We start from the raw sequence: 17,459 nt of genomic DNA, 5'->3' as shown, positions 1-17,459 counted from the left end.
GTAGCCGCTGGATCGGGCCGCCTGCGGTCATGCTCAGGCGGCCAGGGGCGCCAACGGGCGCGACGGCAGGTGCAGTTCGATCCGGGTGCCGACGCCAGGGCGGCTGTGCACCTGCACCGAGCCACCGGCGGCGGCCACCAGGCTGGCGGTGACCGACAGGCCCAGCCCGGTGCCCTGCCCGACCGGCTTGGTGGTGAAGAACGGCTCCAGGCAGCGCGCGCGCACGGCCTCGCTCATGCCCTGGCCGGTGTCCTGCAGCTGCAGCACCAGCGCGCCGTCGGGCTGCGGCGGTTGCAGGCGAACGCTGAAGCGGCCGCCGTCGGGCATGGCCTGGTTGGCGTTGACCGCCAGGCTGAGCAGGATCGATTCCAGCTGGGCCGGATCGAAATGGATCAGCCGCTGCACGCCGCCGGTGTCCAGCTCGCAGTGCACGCGCTCGTCGAATACCTGCTGCACGACCGGCGCCATCGCGGTGAGCGTCGCGGCCGCGTCGAGCAGCTGCGGGCGGCTGGGTTCGAGCCGGCTGAAATCGAGCAGCCGGCGGCTGACCGCGCTGGCCCGCCGCGTCGCCGAATCCGCGCCCTGCAGGGCGTCCTGCAAGGCCGCGCCCTCGCTGCGCCGGGCCTTGGCCACATAGCCCAGCACCAGCGCCAGCAGGTGGTTGAAGTCGTGCGCGATACCGCTGGCCAGGCGGCCCACGTTGTCCATCTTCATCGCATGCACCAGCTGGTCGCGCGAGCGTTCGCGCGCCTGCATCTCCACCTGCAGCTCATCGCGCTTGCGGGCCAGCTCCTGGCTGCGCTGGCGCGCCTCGAGCAGGGTTTCGCGCAGACCGGTCACGCTGTGGTGGAGCAGCCAGGCGGTCATCACCGCACCGAACGCGGACACGGCCAGGTCGGTGGCTGCCTGCAGGACCCGGTCCGGGCGGAACAGCGCGCCGGCCGCGTCGACCCACCCGCCCAGCGTCATCAGCGCGCACAGCCAGGCGGTGGCCCAGGCCAGCGGACGACGGCCCAGCACGGCGGCGACCAGCAGCACCGGTACCAGCTGCACCATCTGTACCCGCAGCTGCGCAGCCAGGCCCCAGTACCCGTAGGCCAGCACCAGCAACAACGCTTCGCCGACCAGGAAGGTCGCGGCGGCATGCAGGCTGCGCCCGCTGCGATGTTCGAGCAGGCACAGCACGCACAGCAGGGTATGCGCGGCCGCCATGGCCGGCACCATCAGGTCAAGGCCGCTGCCCAGCCGCAGCGCGATCCAGGCCGCCAGCAGCGGGTGATAGAGCGCCACCAGCACCAGCAGGCCACGCAGCATGGCGTCGGTGCGCCGGCCCAGCCCGTGCGGGCGGTCGGCGCTGTCGGCGCGGGTGCGGGGCGTCGGCTCGGGCATGCGGGGCGGGTCGGCAGGCGGCGCCGGCACGCGGCGGCAACCCCGGTATATTAGCAGCGCGTCTGCATTCGACCGGGGAAGTCGTTGTTGCCATGCCCAAGCTGTTGCCTGTCCGGCGCATCCTGCCTGCGCTTGCCTTACCGCTGTGGTTGATCGCGTTGCCCGCGCTGGCGCAGCGCCCGCTCGACGGGGCGCCGCAGATGGCCCAGGTCGATCAGTGCCACGCCCTGCTCACCAGCGAACCGGCGACCTCGCTGCAGCTCGCCCGCAAACTGCTTTCCGGGCCGGCGCTGTCGACGTCGATGGAGATCGGCGCGGTGGGCTGCCTGGGGGTGGCTTCGCGGGCGCTCGGCCAGCTGGAACAGACCACCGCCCTGCCCGACCGCCTGTTGGCCGCAGCCGCACGACCTGACGCCACCGCGGTCGACCGCCAGCGCGCGCGCACCATGGCCGCGCACCTGCTGCTGTGGGGCGGCGAGCGCGCGCGCGCGCTGAGCCTGACCGCCACCCTGTTGGACGAGGCGGTTCGGGAACGCGACGTGCAGGGCCAGATCAGCGCGCTGATGCAGATCGCGATGATCCGCGGCGATGCGATGGGCGACGCGGAAGGCGCGCTCACGTACCTGCACAAGGCCACGCTGCTCAGCGAGCACCTGCACCGCCCGCCCAATCCCGGCGACCTGATCCTGTATTACAACTACGGCTATGCACTGCTGAACCTGGAGCGCCATGCGCAGGCCGCGGAGGCGTTCAAGCGCGCCGAAGCGATCGGCACCCGGCTGGCCGGGCAGGAACTGTTCCTCAACCGCATCGCCAGCCACCGCGCGGAGATCCAGCGCGTCGCCGGCCAGCTGGACGCGGCCGAGGCCGGCCTGCGCCGGGTACTGCCCTGGCAGGCCGCGCAGGATCCGCAGGGCCAGGTGGTGACCCTGCAGCGCCTGGCGCGTGTCGCGGTGGATCGCGGCAACACCGCCGCTGCGTTGCCGCTGGCCGAACAGGCACAGCGGCTGGCGGTCGGCGGCCACTTCACCGAGGAGATCCGCAACGGGCTGGACCTGCTCGGCGACCTGCACACCCTGCTCGGCCACCGCGACCAGGCGCTCGAACTCACCCGCCAGGGCCGTGCGCTGGACAAGGCGCGCAGCCAGGGCGAGACCCTGGGCCAGCTGGCCCGGCTGCAGGCGTCGGCCGAACGCAGCATCGATCCGGCCCAGGTGAATGCCGAGCAGGACCTGGGCCGCGTGCGCGTACTGCGCAATACGGCGGTGATCGCGCTGCTGGCGGTGTGGGTGCTGGCCACGGTGATCGTGCTGCGGCTGCGCCACCAGCGCCGCCAGCTCACCCTGCTCAGCCGCAGCGACGGGGTGACCGGGCTGTTCAACCGGCGCGAAGCGGAGCGCCGGCTGGACGAGCGAAGCGTGCGCGGCGACGGTGCGCGCAGTGCGCTGCTGCTGGTGGAACTGGATGACTTCAAGGCGCTGAACGACCGCTATGGCCAGGCCGCTGGCGACAGCGTGCTGCGCAGCGTGGCGCAGTGCCTGCAGGCGGCCTGCGACCGCCACGATCTACTGGCGCGCTGGGGCGGTGCGGCGTTCCTGGTGGCCCGCCACGACACCAGCGCCGACGCCGCGCAGGCGCTGGCCGGCCACCTGCGGCTGGCGATCGAGCGACTGGTGGTGGAAGCCGGGCCGCAGCAGCACCTGACCCTGACGGCGAGCGTGGGCGTGGCGCCGCTGCCGTTGTTCGCGGATGCGCCGGCGGTGGTGGACGACAGCCTGCGTGCGGCCGACCGTGCGTTGCAGGGCGCGCGCCAGAGCGGGCGCAATGCGTGGGCCGGGGTTTGGGGCGAACACAGCAGCGAAGCGCCGCATCTGCATGCGGTGCTGGGGAATCCGGAAGCGGCGATGTCGGCTGGGTGGATCCGGCTCAGCGGCAGCCAGCCCATTCGCTGGTCGCCTTGATGCGCAGCCACGCAGGGCGTGGCTCTACCTGCGCTCCCCGCCGGTGGACCGCGCCCTGCGCAGCCCCGCCGCGGTAGAGCCACGCCCTGCGTGGCTGCACATCCATTGCTGCACGCTCAGCGCGCCACCTCGAACCGCACTTCCACCCGCCGGTTCGGCAGCAGGCATTCCAGCAACGCCGCGCGCGGGCGCACGCCATCGCATTGCTGCACCTGCTGGGTGTCGCCGCGGTACTCGTAGCGGATCTTCGCCGGGTCCAGCCCGCGCCCGATCAGCAGCGCGCGCACGGTCTTCGCACGCCGCTCCGACAGCCCCTGGTTCGCATCGAAGCCACGGCCCTGCAGTCGGTCGGCATGCCCGACCAGCACCACCGACTGCAGCTTCAGCGACTCGCTGCCGATGCTGGCCAGCGCGCGGTCGATGCTTTCCAGCGAGTACGTCCGGATGTCGCGGTAGCCGTCACGGTCGAATTCGAACAGCACGTTGGCCACCAGCGGACCCGGTGCCACGGTCGGCGCCACCGCGCACTGGCGCGCCTGCGCTTCGGCGTCGTTGACCAGCTCTTCGGCAATCTGGATGTACGGTTTGGAATGGCGCCACTGCTGCTGGTTGAACTCATTGCCGGCATGCACCAGCTCCACCTCGCCACAGGCCACCTGCTGCGCGGCGCAGGCGAAGCCCGGGCTGGCGTGCAGCACGCGCAGGCGCTGCCACAGGTCATCCCGCAGGTATTTGGCGTTGTTCACCAGCGGGGTGTCGGTGGGCAGCGGGTCTGCGCCCTGCTCCATGCCGACGATCAGCCGCTCCGATTCGCCCAGCGCGGCCTGCGGGAAGGCGCTGCGATCATTCCGGCTGTACTCGTGGAACGACACGTCCAGCCAGCACTGCGCCTTGGACAGGTGGTAATCGCGGATCGGGCGGCCGCCGTCGTTGAGTGCCTGGATGCGTCCCTGGGTGGCGTCATACATGGCATGGTCGGCGTAGATCGCTTCGTCGCTGATCCGCTGCTGCTGCGGCAGCAGCTGCGCGTTCTGCGCAGAAGCGGTGCCGGCCAGCACGGTGAGCAGGGCTGCACCCAGCAAGGGGCGTGCGGTACGGAAGGTCATGGCGGTGTTCTTCATCAAAATATCCTCAGCGTGCCGGGTCGCGGTAGCGGACGGGGTCCGGCCGGAAAAGGTCTTCGTCGAACTTGAAGCGCAGGCGCACGAACACGCCCTGCTCGGTGTACTCGTAACCGTTGAGATCGCGGTCGCCGCTGAAGCCGGTCCAGTTGTAGCCGGCCGACAGCCACAGGTTCTGGCGCAGCAGCCGTCCCACTTCCATGCCGTAGGCGTACTGGTTCGCACCGGCCTGGCCACGGAAGGTGGAGCCGAGCACGCCCACATCCCAGTTCTCGGTGATGTCGTACACCACGCGCGCGGAGAACAGCATCGCGCGGAAGCGGCTGTTCACGCGTGCGCCGTCGGCGTAGGCGAACTGGTCCTGCTGCCACTTGCCGGCCACGCGCCCGGTGATCCACCACGGCCGCGACGGATGCCAGTCGGCATGGGTCGAGACGATGTGCGCGCGGGTGCGCACGTCCTGGCTGCTGCCGTCCACCGTACTGCCGTCGGACAGAGTCAGGCCGCTCTCGTCGCGCTCGAGCTTGTACTCGTAACGGGCCAGCGCGTTGACCCGGTTGCGGTCGGTGTCGCGGTAGGCCACGCCGAGCTGGAAGCGGTCCTGCAACACATCGCCGCGTGCGTCGTAGCGCGTGCTCAGCAGGTAGTTGCGGGCCAGCAGGGTCCAGTCGCGGCTGAGCTTGCGCGCCAGCATGAATTGCAGCAGCGTGGTGTTGAACGCCTCGTTGGTTTCGGTGTCCGGCACGTCCTCGGAGATGCGGTGCTCGGCGCGGATCGCGCCGCGCCACAGCGGGTTGGCCGCATAGTCCAGCGCCAGCGCCAGGCCGGTGCTGTCACCGGTGCTGCCGTCGATCACTTTCACGTGTTCGGCGGAACTGGACAGGCGCATGCCCTCGCGGATGTCCCAGTTGTTGCGGATACCCGAAGCGGCCTGCACGTCGCGGCCGCTGATCGCATCGCGCAGCCGGTACTCGCTGAAGGTCTGGGTATCGCGCAGATAGCTGCTGTCGATACCGAATACCAGCGCGTCGGCCTCGCGATCGGTGGTGGTGATGCCGTAGGCGCTGGTCAGGCCGGTCTGCTTTTCGTAACGGCCGTACAGGCGGCTGCGCTCGAACACCTGGTAGTCCAGGCCTGCGGCCAAGCGTCGGCGTTCTTCGCCACTGACGCTGTGTTCGATCTCGGCACCGCTGCTGAGCTTGTCGCTCAGGCGGTAGCCCAGGCCGAAGCGGGCGCTGTCCGATTCCAGCTCGGTGCCCACCGGCAGGTCGCTGGTGATCGGGCTGCCGGTGTTGCTGCCGTTGATCACCATCAGCCCGGTCGCCGGATCCAGCGCCTGCTGGCCGTAGCCGAGCGCGCCACCGCCGGCCCCGGTGGCGAAACCGCCGGTGAGGCCACCGGCGTTGCCGAACGGCACTCCGGACGACCACGGCGTGGTCACCCCGATGGTCTCGCGGATGCTGCGCACGCCCAGGTCCACGGTGAGCCGTTCGGTGGCGCCGATGCGCACACCGGCGCCGCCGGCGTCGCGCTTGCCACCATCCGGGTTGCGGTCCTCGCTGCGCAGCCCTTCCACGTAAAGCTCGAGGCGTGGGCCCAGCTGGTAGGCCACGCGCGCGTTGTACTCGCCGCGGCCGCCGTACAGCGGCGCGGCCGGGTTGTTGAAGGCCGGGTCGGTGCGCGCCGCGAACAGGCGCGCGTCCAGCTTGCCGGCTGCGTGCGCGAACTCGACCCGCCACGCATCGCCTTCCACTTCGCCGGTGATGTCTTTCAGGCCCTGCGAGGTGATCTGGTTGATCGAATTGGTGTTGACTTCGCTGCGGGTGCGCGCGAACTCGGCCACCAGCAGGGTGTTGTCGCCGAAGCGGTAGCTGGCATTGGCACTGCCCATGCGGAATTCCGCATACGGATTGCGGTCGTCCACCGCGGCAGCGCCCACTTCCATGCGCGGGGTCAGCTTGACCTGCGCGTCGGCGCCGACCACCCAGAACTTCTCGGTGTCCTGGTCCAGTTCATAGGTGATGCGCAGCGAGACCGGGTTGAGGTCGCTGTCGAACGCCGGCAGGAACTGGTTGAGCAGGATGCGCCCGGAGAACGGCTCGAAGCTGTAGTCGACCAGCCGCGCCAGCGGCCGCACCGAAACGATGCGGGTAGGCTGGTTGCGATCGCGCACGATCACTTCGACGCGCTCGCTGCCTTCCAGCACCGCGTTGTTGCGCAGTGCATACGGGCCGCTGCCCTGGCTGCGGAACTCTTCGATCACCTGGCGCAGCGAGTCTTCGATGGCGAACACATTGCTGCGCACGCGCTCGCTTTCGAAATGCCAGCCCAGCCCGGTGGCGGTGCGGTTGTACGTGCCCAGGCTGCGCTGCGGGATCGGCCCGCTGCCGCCGATGCCGGTGGCGGTGGCCAGGCCGTCGCCGGTCTGGAAATCGCCGTACAGCAGGTAGCTACGCTTGTTGTCGATGCGCACGTACAGGCGCTCGGCCGAACGTGCGTCGAACCCGCGCAGCGAGGAATCGCCGTACACCGGGTAGAACTCTTCCGGCTGGATGTCGCGCAGCAGGCGGCCGCGGGTGTCCTTGTCCGAATCGTAGGCGGCGGTCAGCAGCGCGTCGCCCTTGATCCGTCCCTTCACGAAGAACGCGGTGCGCGCAGCGGCATTCGCCTTGCCGTTGTTGAACTGGCGCTCCCAGCGGCGGATGTCGCGGTCGAACGCGTCGTGATGCTCTACCGGCGAGACCAGGCCGCCATTGCCCTTGCGGCGGAAGTTGACCACGCCCTCGATCAGGCCGGTGGCGATCATCTCGCGCATTTCCGGCACGAAGCCGATGCTGCCCTGCGCGGTTTCGCTGCCGGCGGTCACGCGCAGCAGCACATCCTGCGGCTCGTGCGGCGCCAGCAGGTCGAACTCGGCCACGCCGTCCACCACCTGCAGCTGCACGTCCGGGGTGACCTTGTCGGCATCCAGCGCGCCCGGGCCGAGTTCGTCGGTGCGCGAGCCCGGCAGGCGGATGCGGCCGCCGCTGTTTTCAACGGTGGCGTAGGTGGTGCCGCCGAGCGGCAGGCCGGTGGCATCGAGCAGCTGCACGCGCACGTGCACCGCACTCTGGCCGTCGGCCGGCACGCCGTCGCGGTCCAGTTCGACCACGATCCGGTCCAGCACGCCGGACGCGGTGGCACGCAGCGCCACCGGCGCAGCATCGACACTGGCCGGACTGCGCGGGTACAGCGTGCTGGCATCCCCCAGCACCGGGGTGAACCGGCTCGGAGTGCCCACGCTCTGCGCCATCGCGGGCAGGGTGGCCAGCGCACAGGCGAGCAGGCTCAGGCGGGGCAGCCGGTGCAGCACGGGAGCGCGGCTCATGGCTGGCCCTCCGTGGCGGTGCCGGCGGCAGGCGGGTTGGGTCGGGGATGCACGATCGGTCTCTGGTTGGCCGTGTCGGTCGCCTGTTGCGGCGCCCGCGCGGGTTTGCTTTCGAAGCGCAGCGGCGCCTGGCCCGGTTCGGTTTCCGGCGCGCGCACCTCACCTTGGGTGCGGCGGGCCTTGACCTGCTCCAGCACCGGGTTGGAACAGCTGCCTTCGATGAAGTCGGCGCGGTGCAGCTCACCGTTCTTCAGGTCCAGGAACAGGCTGTCGGCATCGCCCAGGTTGCGGTTGCTGCTGGTGGTCAGGCGCGCGCCGACCGGCAGCGTGCTGGCGTCCACCTTCAGGGTGTGGCTCTGCGGCGGCAGGCCGCAGAAGCTGTACTTGCCTTCCGAGTCGCTGATCACCCAGGTGCCGTCGGAGAAGTACAGGCGAACACCGGGAATGCCGAGCTCTTCGCGGTCCTGCAGGTGGTTGTTGTTGCAGTCCATGAACACCTTGCCGAGCACGCAGGCCTCTTCGGTGAACACGCCACCGGTGACGCGCACGCGGTACTCGGCGCGGTTGGAGGCGAGTGAGCCGGGCAGCGGTGCGATCGCGGTGGTGTCGATGCACCCGCCGCTGATCGAACAGCCGAAGGCCTGCGCACGGTTGATGCCATCGCCCTGCTGCGCACCCACGCCCACGCGGACCCGGTAGGTCAGCACGATCTGGCCACCGACATTGATCGGGCCGAGCGCGAAGCCCAGCATCGGGCCCGGGCGACCGGCCGGATCGGCCACCGCACGACCGTCGGCACGCGCGGTGCCGTCGATGTAGGTGAAGCCGCGCGGCAGGCGGTCGACCACGTTCAACGCACCCAGCGCGCTGCCGGCGGTCTGGCGCACGGTGATGGTGTACTGCACGGTGTCGCCGATCTCCGCGGTCTGGCGGTCGCCGGTCTTGGTGATCGCCAGGCCGGTGGCCACCGCGGTGTCCAGCGGCAGGTGGTTGTGCACGATCGCCGCCGTGGCCGAACCGGCGAACAGCGTCAGGTAGTACTCGGTCGCCGTGCCCACCGCGCCGGTCGGCGCCTGGGTGTTGGCCTGCACTACGTGATTGGCGCCTGCCCCACCGGCCGGCGACAGCGCGCTGGCCTGCGGCGGGATCATCGTCGACACGAAGGTGTAGCCACCCGGCGGGGTCACCGTCAGCTGGAACTCGCAACGGGCCGGCGCAGCCGGACCGAAGGCTAACTGGTAGAAGCCTTCGCTGCCCACCGTCATCGCGATGCTGCTGCCTTCGATGCGGTAGCCGCCAGCGGCCGCGTTGAGCACGCCGGTACGCGGGTCGTAGCCGCTGCACATGCCGACCGGGGCCAGGGTCACGATCGAACCCGGCACCGGGTCGCGGGTGGTGGCGTCATACACCACGCCCGACGGGTCCACCGGCAGGCTCTGCTGCGGCAGGTGCTGGCCGGCACGCAGCACCACTTCCAGCTGGCTGGTGGCGTTGTCGGAGGTGACGCAGGCACTGATCCCGCCGCGCGCGATGGCGGCCTCGGCATCGCAGGCTTCCTGCACACCGCCAGCGGTTTCGCGGGTGACCGGGAACGGCCACAGCACGGTCGAGCGCGGGTCGCGGAAGCGGATGTTCCACTTCACGCCCGGCACCACGTCGCCGAAGCGGTAGCTGCCATCGGCGGCACTGGTGGTGGTCTTCACCACCTGGGCGTTGGTCGGGTCGACCAGTTCGACGATCCAGCTCGAAAGGCGACGGTCGCCGCCATCGAGCAGCTGGTCATCGCTGCCGATGTCGAACCACACCGTGCCACCGACCGATGCGGCCAGCTGCACGCTGTTGGGCACGCGGCAGGCGTTGTGCAGGATGCTGTCCACGCAGGCCGGCAGGTCGCCGACCTCGCCGTCGAACGCCGCACGCTCGGCCGGGGTCGGGGCACGGAACGGGTTTTCACCGCCGCCTTCCACCAGCACCGCGTTGTTCACCGTGCCGGCCTCGGCCGCCGCGGCGCTGACGCGCACCTGCACCGCAATGGTGTCAGGCGAGATCGCACCGGCCGCCAGTACGCGCTGGCTGCTGCAGCTGAAGCGGGTCGCGCCGGCGTCGCCGGTGCAGGTCCAGCCGGTGCCCACCGGCGTGCCGTCCAGGCTCAGCCCGGCCGGCAGGCGGTCGGTCACCACGTACTCGCCCCGGCTCGGCTGCTGCCCGGCATTACGCACCTGGATGGTGTAGCCGGCCAGGTTGTTGACCGTGAAGCGGGTGCTGGTCGATGCCTTGCTGACCATGAGGTCGGGCGAGTCGCCGATCTCACCGAAGTTGTACTCCAGGGCGTCCACGCCCAGCGGCAGCACGATCTGGCTGATTGCGGAGGGCACGCTGCTGCGGTCGGTGACCACGCCGACGCTGGCGCCGTTGACGGTGCCTGCGCTGGTAATGCCGTTCAGCGTCTGCGGCGGCTGGGTCGGCTCGGTCACCGTGTAGGTGCCCGGGCGCAGGCCTTCGAAGCGGTAGCGGCCTTCGGCATCGGTGGTCAGGGTCGCGTTGACCGGCTGGCCGAGGTCATCGGTACCGGTCAGCACCACGCTGACCCCGGCAATGCCGCCTTCGCCGCTGTCGACCACGCCATTGTCGTTGCTGTCGTTGTAGACGCGGCCGGCAATGCTGGCGGTCGGGATTTCACCGAAGTTGTTGTTGATCGACTGCTGGTTGACACCCAGCACCACTGCGGTGATCTGCGAGGGGACCGTGCCCGGCGCGGTCACGCTGCCACCGGTGCTGCCGGCCACGGTGCGGCCGTCGCGGGTGCCGGTCGGCTGCTCCGGTTCGGTCACCCCATAGGCGCCCGGCGGCAGCTCGGCGAAGCTGTAGCTGCCGTCGGCGTCGGTCACGGTGTCGCGGCTGATCGTGTTGCCGGCCAGGTCGGTGCCCGCCAGGGTGATGCGCACGTTGGCCAGGCCGGTTTCACCCGGATCGACGACGCCGTCGTTGTTGCGGTCGGTCCAGACCTTGCCGCTGATCCCGCTGTTGAGCGGGATTTCGCCGAACAGGTTGTCCACCGACACACTGCCCGGCGTGGTCAGGTCGATCGTGCTGATCCGGCTGGGCACGCTGGTGATCGGCGTGGCCGTGCCACGGCTCACCCCACCGATGGTGCCGGCGGTGGTGATGCCGTTGCTGGTGCCGGCCGGCTGCTGCGGTTCGGTCACGGTGTAGGTGCCCGGGCGCAGGTTCTCGAACGCGAAACGGCCGTCGGCGTCGGTCTGCACGCTCAGGGTCACGCTGGCGCCGGTGTCGTCGGTGCCGGTGAGCTCGAGGGTCACGCGCTCGATGCCGGTCTCGGCAGCGCCATTGCGCACGCCGTCGTTGTCGACGTCGAAGAACACCGTGCCCGAGATCGACACCGGCAGGACTTCGGCGAAGTTCTGCTGCACGGCGGCCTTGCCGGCCGGCAGCACGATCGCACTGATCGCACTGGGCACGGTCGCCACGGCCGAGGCCACGCCCGCAGTGGTGCCGTCGATGGTGCCGGCACGGGTGATGCCGTTGATCGTCGCAGTGCCATTGAACAGCGGCTGCGCAGCCTGCTCGGTCACCGTGTAGGTGCCGGCCAGCAGGTGCTCGAAGGTGTAGCGGCCATCGGCGTCGGTCAGTGCGGTGGTCACCGCATTGCCCAGCGCGTCCACGCTGCCGGCCGGCAGCTGCAGCTGCACGCCGGGCAGGCCCGGTTCGCCCGCGTCCTGCACGCCATTGTTGTTGCGGTCCAGGAACACCGTGCCCGACAGCGCCCCGGCGAGTTCGCCGAAATCGTTGCCGCTGGCACCGGCCGCCGGCAGGTTGCCGACGGTGATGGTGTTGCCCGGCTGCTCGCGGCCTTCGCCCAGCCCGTTCGGCTGGGTTTCGGTGATGCGGTAGTCCTGGCCGGCCACCGCACCCGGGTAGCTGTACTGCCCGTCGCTGTTGGTGACCAGGGTCACCGTGGTGTCGTCCGGGGTGCCGAACACGCCGTCGTTGCCGGCGCCGACGATCACGATCTGCACGCCCGGAATGCCCACGTCACCGGCGTTGTTGTCGCCGTCGTCGTTGCGGTCCAGGTACACGGTGCCGCTGATCGGTGCATTGGCCAGCTCGCCGAACAGGTAGCCGGTGGCGTCCTGGCCGGCGTTGATCACGATGCCGGAGATCACGTTGGCGACCGCGTTGCTGCCCGGCGTGGCCGCATTGCCCACGGTGTGCTTGCCGTCCAGGTAACCGGTCGGCTGGGTTTCGGTCAGGGTGTAGCCGGTGCCGGCCTGTGGCGGCAGCAGGTCAGCGAAGTGGTAGGCACCGCTGGCGTCGGTGGTGGTGGTCAGTGCCACCGGGTTGCCGAGCACATCGGTGCCCGACAGCACCACGGTGACACCGGCGATGGCATTTTCGCCCGCATCGCGGCGACCGTTGTTGTTGTTGGCCGCCACGTTGGAGAAGTCTTCAAAGACCACGCCGCTGAGCGCACCCAGGGTTTCGCCGAAGTCGTTGCCGGTGGAGCCGGTCAGCGCCAGCGCGTTGATCGCGATGCTGTTGGAGGCGTTCTCGGCCGCATTCGCATAGCCCTGCGGCTGCGTTTCGGTAACGCGGTAGTTCTGCCCGACCACCAGTGCGTCGAACGCGTAACGCCCCTGCGCATCGGTCTGCACGGTGACCGGCGGCAGATCGTCGCCGTTGCCGAACACGCCGTCGGCACCGGCACCGGTCAGGGTGACCGTCACGCCCTGCAGGCCGCCGTTGGGTTGCGAATTGCGGGTACCGGCATCGCCGGCATCGAAGTCGCCGTTGCCGTTGCGGTCCAGGTACACGTTGCCGGAAATCGCGGTGATCGCGTCTTCGCCAAAGTTGAAGGCGGTGCCGTCGTCGCCACGCGACAGGTCGATGCTGCTGATCCGGTCGGTGGTTGCGGCATCACCGGCGGTGCCGGTGGATACCGTGCAGCCCACGCAGGCCGCGCCGCCCACCAGGCCCGGGTTGATCGCGCTCGGACGGTTGCGGTAGCTGCCGGTGGGCAGCACTTCGCGCAGGGTGTAGGGGATCAGCGGGTCCAGCGCGGCGAAGCTGTAGCCGCCGTCGCTGCCGGTGGTGGCGGTCGCCAGCACCACGCCGGCCGCATCCAGCAGTTCCACCGTGGCATTGGCGATTGGCGCGTCGCCGGTGTTGCGGGTGTTGCTGTAGTTGCTGTCCACGTACACGAAGCCGGACAGCGCTACGCGCCGCACTTCAGGGAAGTTGTAGCGCACCGCGTCCACGCCCGCGCCCAGCGCGACGCCGGTGTACAGCGAGTTGGCGCTGGCGGCCGGGTCGACCACCGCGAACGTGCCGCCAGCCGACGGTGCCAGTGCGCCACTGCCCGGCGGTGCCACCGGACCGTTGACGTAGGTGGTCGGCTGCACCTGGGTCACGGTGTAGCCGCTGGCGCCGGCCGGTGCCAGGTTGTCGAAGCGGTACGCACCGTTGGCGTCGGTGGTGGTGGTCAGGGTGACGGCGTTGCCGTAGGCATCCTGCCCGCCCAGGCGCACTTCCACGCCCGCGATCGCCTGCTCGCCCGCCTGCTGCGTGCCGCCGTTGGCGCCGCTGCGGTCGCGGTCCTGGAACACCACGCCGGTCAGCGAGGAGCGCACCACCGTATGGGTACTGGTGCCTTCGTCGTTGCCCGGGGTCGGATCGACCTGGTCGCTGGTGGCACGCGCGGTGTTGCTGCCGGCGCCGTTGGGCGGCAGCGAGGTCCAGCGTACCGGCACCAGCACGCGGGTGCGGCCGTCCAGCGCAAGGTCGCCCATGCGGCAGGTCAGCGCGCGACCCGCCAGGGTGCAGTTGCCCATGCCGTTGCTGACCACGCCCGCGTCAGCGGTGGCGCCGACCTTCTGCCAGGTCACGGCCTCGGCGCCGCCGATCACTTCGAGCTGTGCCGGCAGGGTGTCGGTGACCACCACGCCGTCGCCGCGCTGCGGGCTGTTGCCGCTGCGGTCGCGCGACAGGCTGTGGCCCGGGCCATTGTTGACCACGTCGAGCACGAACCAGAACGGCTGGCGCAGGCTGATGCTCGTCGCGGCGGCCGGCAGCGGCTGGGTCGGGTCGGCATTGGGTGCCTGCACCACGCTGGTCTTGGTCATGGCCAGGTCGGCGCGGGTCCGGATGCTGGTTTCCTGCACCGCGGTGTTGTTGCTGCTGTCGCGCTCGGTTTCAGCCGACCGCGCGGTCACCGAGTTCATCAGCGTCGCGCCGGTTGCCGGCGGCGAGGCGAGGTACTGATAGACCAGGTACAGATAGCTGGTCTGCCCGGCGGCGATCACACCCTGCTCGGTGGTGGACACGCCGATGCTCGGCATGGTGCACGACAGGGTCTGCGGCGCCGTGGTCGGGTTGCTGCTGCCCGGAGCCACGGTGCAGCGGTCGCCCGGTGCTTCCAGCGTGCCCTGCGGCGTAGTGTTGGTGCCGGTGCGACTGCCGACGAAGCGCACGTTGGCGCCACTGGCCGGGGTGATGGTGTCTTCGATCAGGGTGCGGGTGGACAGCGACGGGCCATCATTGCGCACGCTCACCTGGTAGAGGATGTAGTTGTTGGTTTCCTGGCCCGGGCGCGAATCGAAGCCCAGCGGATCGACCCCTCCCACGAAGTTCTGGTCGATCTTGTTGACGATCAGGTCCACTTCACCGGCGGTGAAGTCCAGCACCGCGTTGCGGCTGTCGTCGCTGGTGTTGCTGTTGTAGTTGTAGCTGACCCCATTGCCGAGCGTGCCGCTGGCCGGATCTTCGACGCCGTCGTTGTTGAGATCGAAGTGGAAGCTGCCGACGTTGGTGAACTGGCGGCCGGTGTTGCCACTGTTGACGTTCGGGCGGATCACCACCGTCATGGTCTGGGTGGAATTGTTGGCCATGTCCAGCGGGGCGCAGGTCAGCCGCAGCGTGGCCGGGGCGCCGCCGGTGTTGAACCACGAGGTACCACCCGGCGCCGCAGCCGCGCTGATCGACGCATCCTGGCGGGTCACGGTGCACGCGGTGGTACCGCCGCCGGTACGCGCCGCCGAAACCAGCACGAAGCCCGCATCGTTGGCCGGGAGGGTGAAGGTGTCGTTGAACACCACGCCGCGCGCCATCGACGGCCCGCGGTTCTGATAGGTGATGCGGTAGGTGGTGTTGACGCCGGCGCGGCCGGGGCTGCCCGAGGTGATGTCCTTGGCCGTGGTGGCCACGTTGGCGACCGGGTCGATCTGGACCCAGTCCGAGGCGCTGTTGTTGGCGGCGTTGGCTTCGCCGATCGAACCGCTCACGGTCGGATCGATCCGCACCCCGGCGGTGTTGCAGAAGCGACCGGCCGGCATGGCCTGTCCCGCGCAGGTTCCGGCGGGTTGGCTCTGGCTGTCGAACAGGCCACGGTTGACCGTGAACGCGATGGTGACCGTGGCACCGGCCGCCAGCGGTGTGGTGCCCGAGGTGCAGTTCCAGCTGCTGCCGCTGAGGCCGCAGGTCCAGCCGGTGGGCCGCGTGATCTGGGTCACCGACGTCGAACCGGTAACGAAACCCGGGATCGGATCGTTCATCACCACGCCGGTGGTGGTCGCGCCGTTGTTGGTGATCTCAAGCGTGTAACTCACCGAACCGTCCGCGTCGCGGATGATGTTGTCGGCATCGCCAGCGGCATTGGTGCGCTTGGTGATCGACAGGTCCGCACGCGCATCGGTGGCGCGGCTGCTGCCGCCGGTGCAGTCGTTGCCGGTGTTCGGGTCCAGGTTGATGCCGCCTGCAGTGGTCGGCTCGGCCGAACCGCCGCTGCCGCCGGTGCAGGCGGTATTGCCCAGCGTGCCCTGCAGGCGCGCCAGCGTGCGCAGCGTCAGTGCCGCGGAACTGGCATTGACGCCCACCGGGTAGCCGGTGTCCTGGGTGCAGGTCACCACCTGTGCGGTGGTGCCATTCCAGGCGCGGTCGACACTGCAGCTGAAGCTGCCCACCGTGATCACCGTGTTCGCCGCATACGGCTGGCCAGTGGCATCCACCCACTCTTCGCCCACGGCGAGCGTGTCGACCAGCTGCAGGTTGCCGGTGACGGTGCGCGGACCCAGGTTCTGGGCCTGCAGCGTGGAGGTCATCACGCTGTCGGTGCGTACACCGGTGCCGTTCCACACCGGCACCAGCGCCGGGGTTTTGTTCTTGCTCATGCGCAGGTCGGCGCCGTCGGGAATGACGGTCAGGCCGACGCTGCCGGTGTTGTTGCCGGGTACCGGGTCGGGGGTCGTGGCGCTGATCTGCGCGCTGTTGACCACGGTTCCGCTGCTGTTGGTGCCGGTGGACGGTACCTGGGCGGTGATGGTGATCTGCGCCTGCGCACCCGGCGCGAAGCTGCCCGCCAGGCTGCAGTCGACCACCGTGCGTTCCGGGTTGTTGGTACACGACCAACCGTTGGGACCGCCAATCCCGTTTATGGTGAAGCCTTCCGGCAGCGCATCGCGAAGGGTCACGCCGGTGGCCGGGCTCGGGCCATCGTTGCGCGCCGTCAGGGTATAGGTCACCACCGAACCGGCAGCAGCCGGCGCCGGCGACACCGACTTGGACAGCAGCAGGTCGGCACCGGCGGTTACCGCCGTGGTCACCTGCGCGGCGTTGTTGTCGGGAATCGCATCGGGCACGTTGCCGGCATTGACCACCGCCGAGTTGACGATGTTGCCGGTGCCCACGTTGACCTTGCCGCGGAAGGTGTAGCTGGTGCTCGCGCCCACCGCCAGACTGCCGTTGTAGGTGCCGTTCTGCTGGGTGAAGGACCAGTCCGCACCGGCCGGCGCGCCAACGAGGGTGACATTCGGCGGCAGCGTGTCGACCACGCGGAAGCCGGTGGCCACGCTTGGGCCGTTGTTGCGCACGCTCAGGGTGTAGGTGATTTCACCGCCGCCGATGACCGGGTTCGGGGTGCCGCTCTTGCTCAGTTCCAGATCAGCCGAGGCCTGGATGGTGGTGTTCTGGCTGGTGCGGTTGTTGGCGACGTTGGTGTCGCTGCCGAAGAACGCGTCGTTGGTCTGCAGGTTCTGGATCGGCGTGGTCGGCGGCGGCAGCGCACTCGCAAAGCCGATCGCAGTGCGCACGGTGATGGTGGCCGGCTGCGAGGCGGTGGTGGTCACCGGCAGCTTGAACTCGTACGGCGCGGTGGACGCGCTCAGGACCGGGTTGGTGCAGCTGACCCGGGTGGTGCCGTTGGCACCCGGGGTGGAACTGCAGCTCGCGGGTGCGGTGCTGCCGAGCGCGGTGCCGGCCGGCAGGTCGAACAGGGTCACGGTGCCGCTGGCGGTGTCGTTGGCGCCGTTCTCGACCTTGACGTTGTAGATCACCGTGGTGCCCGCCGGAACCGGGTCGTAGCCGGTGTCGGAGAAGTCGGTGATCTGCAGGTCGATGGCCAGCGCGGACAGCGGCGTTGCCAGCAGCAGGGCCGCAACGCTGCGCTTCAGCACGGCGCGCCACGATGGCGACTGCACGCACTCGAACGACGTCACCGCCGCGCAGCAGGCTGCGCGATCGCTATGGCTGGACATGTGTTTTCCCCTGTTCCGGTCGGTACTGCGTTCACAGGGAACGAAGCACGATGCGCGTACAACGCAACCGGTACAG

5 protein-coding genes are annotated in these 17,459 nt (G+C 69.8%); 1 reads left to right on the top strand and 4 read right to left on the bottom strand.

Going from position 1 to position 17,459, the window contains the following annotated elements:
- Positions 1-33 precede the first annotated feature (33 nt).
- A complete protein-coding gene (locus RYM47_RS00130; protein ID WP_315385250.1) occupies positions 34-1,389 on the bottom strand; it encodes an ATP-binding protein in 1,356 nt (451 codons plus the stop codon).
- 92 nt (positions 1,390-1,481) lie between these two features.
- Between RYM47_RS00130 and RYM47_RS00125 the strand changes: the two genes are divergently transcribed.
- Positions 1,482-3,350 (top strand): diguanylate cyclase, encoded by a 1,869-nt coding sequence (locus tag RYM47_RS00125; RefSeq protein ID WP_315385249.1) that lies wholly within the window; start codon positions 1,482-1,484, stop codon positions 3,348-3,350.
- 116 nt (positions 3,351-3,466) lie between these two features.
- On the opposite strand, the gene RYM47_RS00120 is transcribed toward RYM47_RS00125, so the two are convergent.
- From RYM47_RS00120 to RYM47_RS00110, 3 genes are read right to left on the bottom strand one after another with little or no spacing between them, the layout of a single operon-like run.
- Entirely contained in the window at positions 3,467-4,471 is a 1,005-nt protein-coding gene (locus RYM47_RS00120) for an OmpA family protein (protein ID WP_315385248.1), read from the bottom strand.
- Between the two features lie 10 nt (positions 4,472-4,481).
- Positions 4,482-7,838 (bottom strand): hypothetical protein, encoded by a 3,357-nt coding sequence (locus RYM47_RS00115; RefSeq protein WP_315385247.1) that lies wholly within the window; start codon positions 7,836-7,838, stop codon positions 4,482-4,484.
- Positions 7,835-17,383, bottom strand: coding sequence for an SdrD B-like domain-containing protein (locus RYM47_RS00110; RefSeq protein WP_315385245.1), 9,549 nt, complete (start codon positions 17,381-17,383; stop codon positions 7,835-7,837). Before RYM47_RS00110 ends, RYM47_RS00115 begins: the two co-directional genes overlap by 4 nt.
- Between the last annotated feature and the right edge of the window lie 76 nt (positions 17,384-17,459).

The organism is uncultured Stenotrophomonas sp., assembly GCF_963519125.1.
Classification (GTDB): domain Bacteria; phylum Pseudomonadota; class Gammaproteobacteria; order Xanthomonadales; family Xanthomonadaceae; genus Stenotrophomonas.
Note: the sequence above shows the minus strand (reverse complement) of the source record. Positions and strands in the feature narration are given on the sequence as shown.

What these genes read in the sequence shown, in the direction of transcription:
- RYM47_RS00120 (WP_315385248.1), bottom strand. Translation starts at nt 4,471, where the DNA reads ATGAAGAACACCGCCATGACCTTCCGTACCGCACGCCCCTTGCTGGGT.
- RYM47_RS00130 (WP_315385250.1), bottom strand. Translation starts at nt 1,389, where the DNA reads ATGCCCGAGCCGACGCCCCGCACCCGCGCCGACAGCGCCGACCGCCCG.
- RYM47_RS00115 (WP_315385247.1), bottom strand. Translation starts at nt 7,838, where the DNA reads ATGAGCCGCGCTCCCGTGCTGCACCGGCTGCCCCGCCTGAGCCTGCTC.
- RYM47_RS00125 (WP_315385249.1), top strand. Translation starts at nt 1,482, where the DNA reads ATGCCCAAGCTGTTGCCTGTCCGGCGCATCCTGCCTGCGCTTGCCTTA.
- RYM47_RS00110 (WP_315385245.1), bottom strand. Translation starts at nt 17,383, where the DNA reads ATGTCCAGCCATAGCGATCGCGCAGCCTGCTGCGCGGCGGTGACGTCG.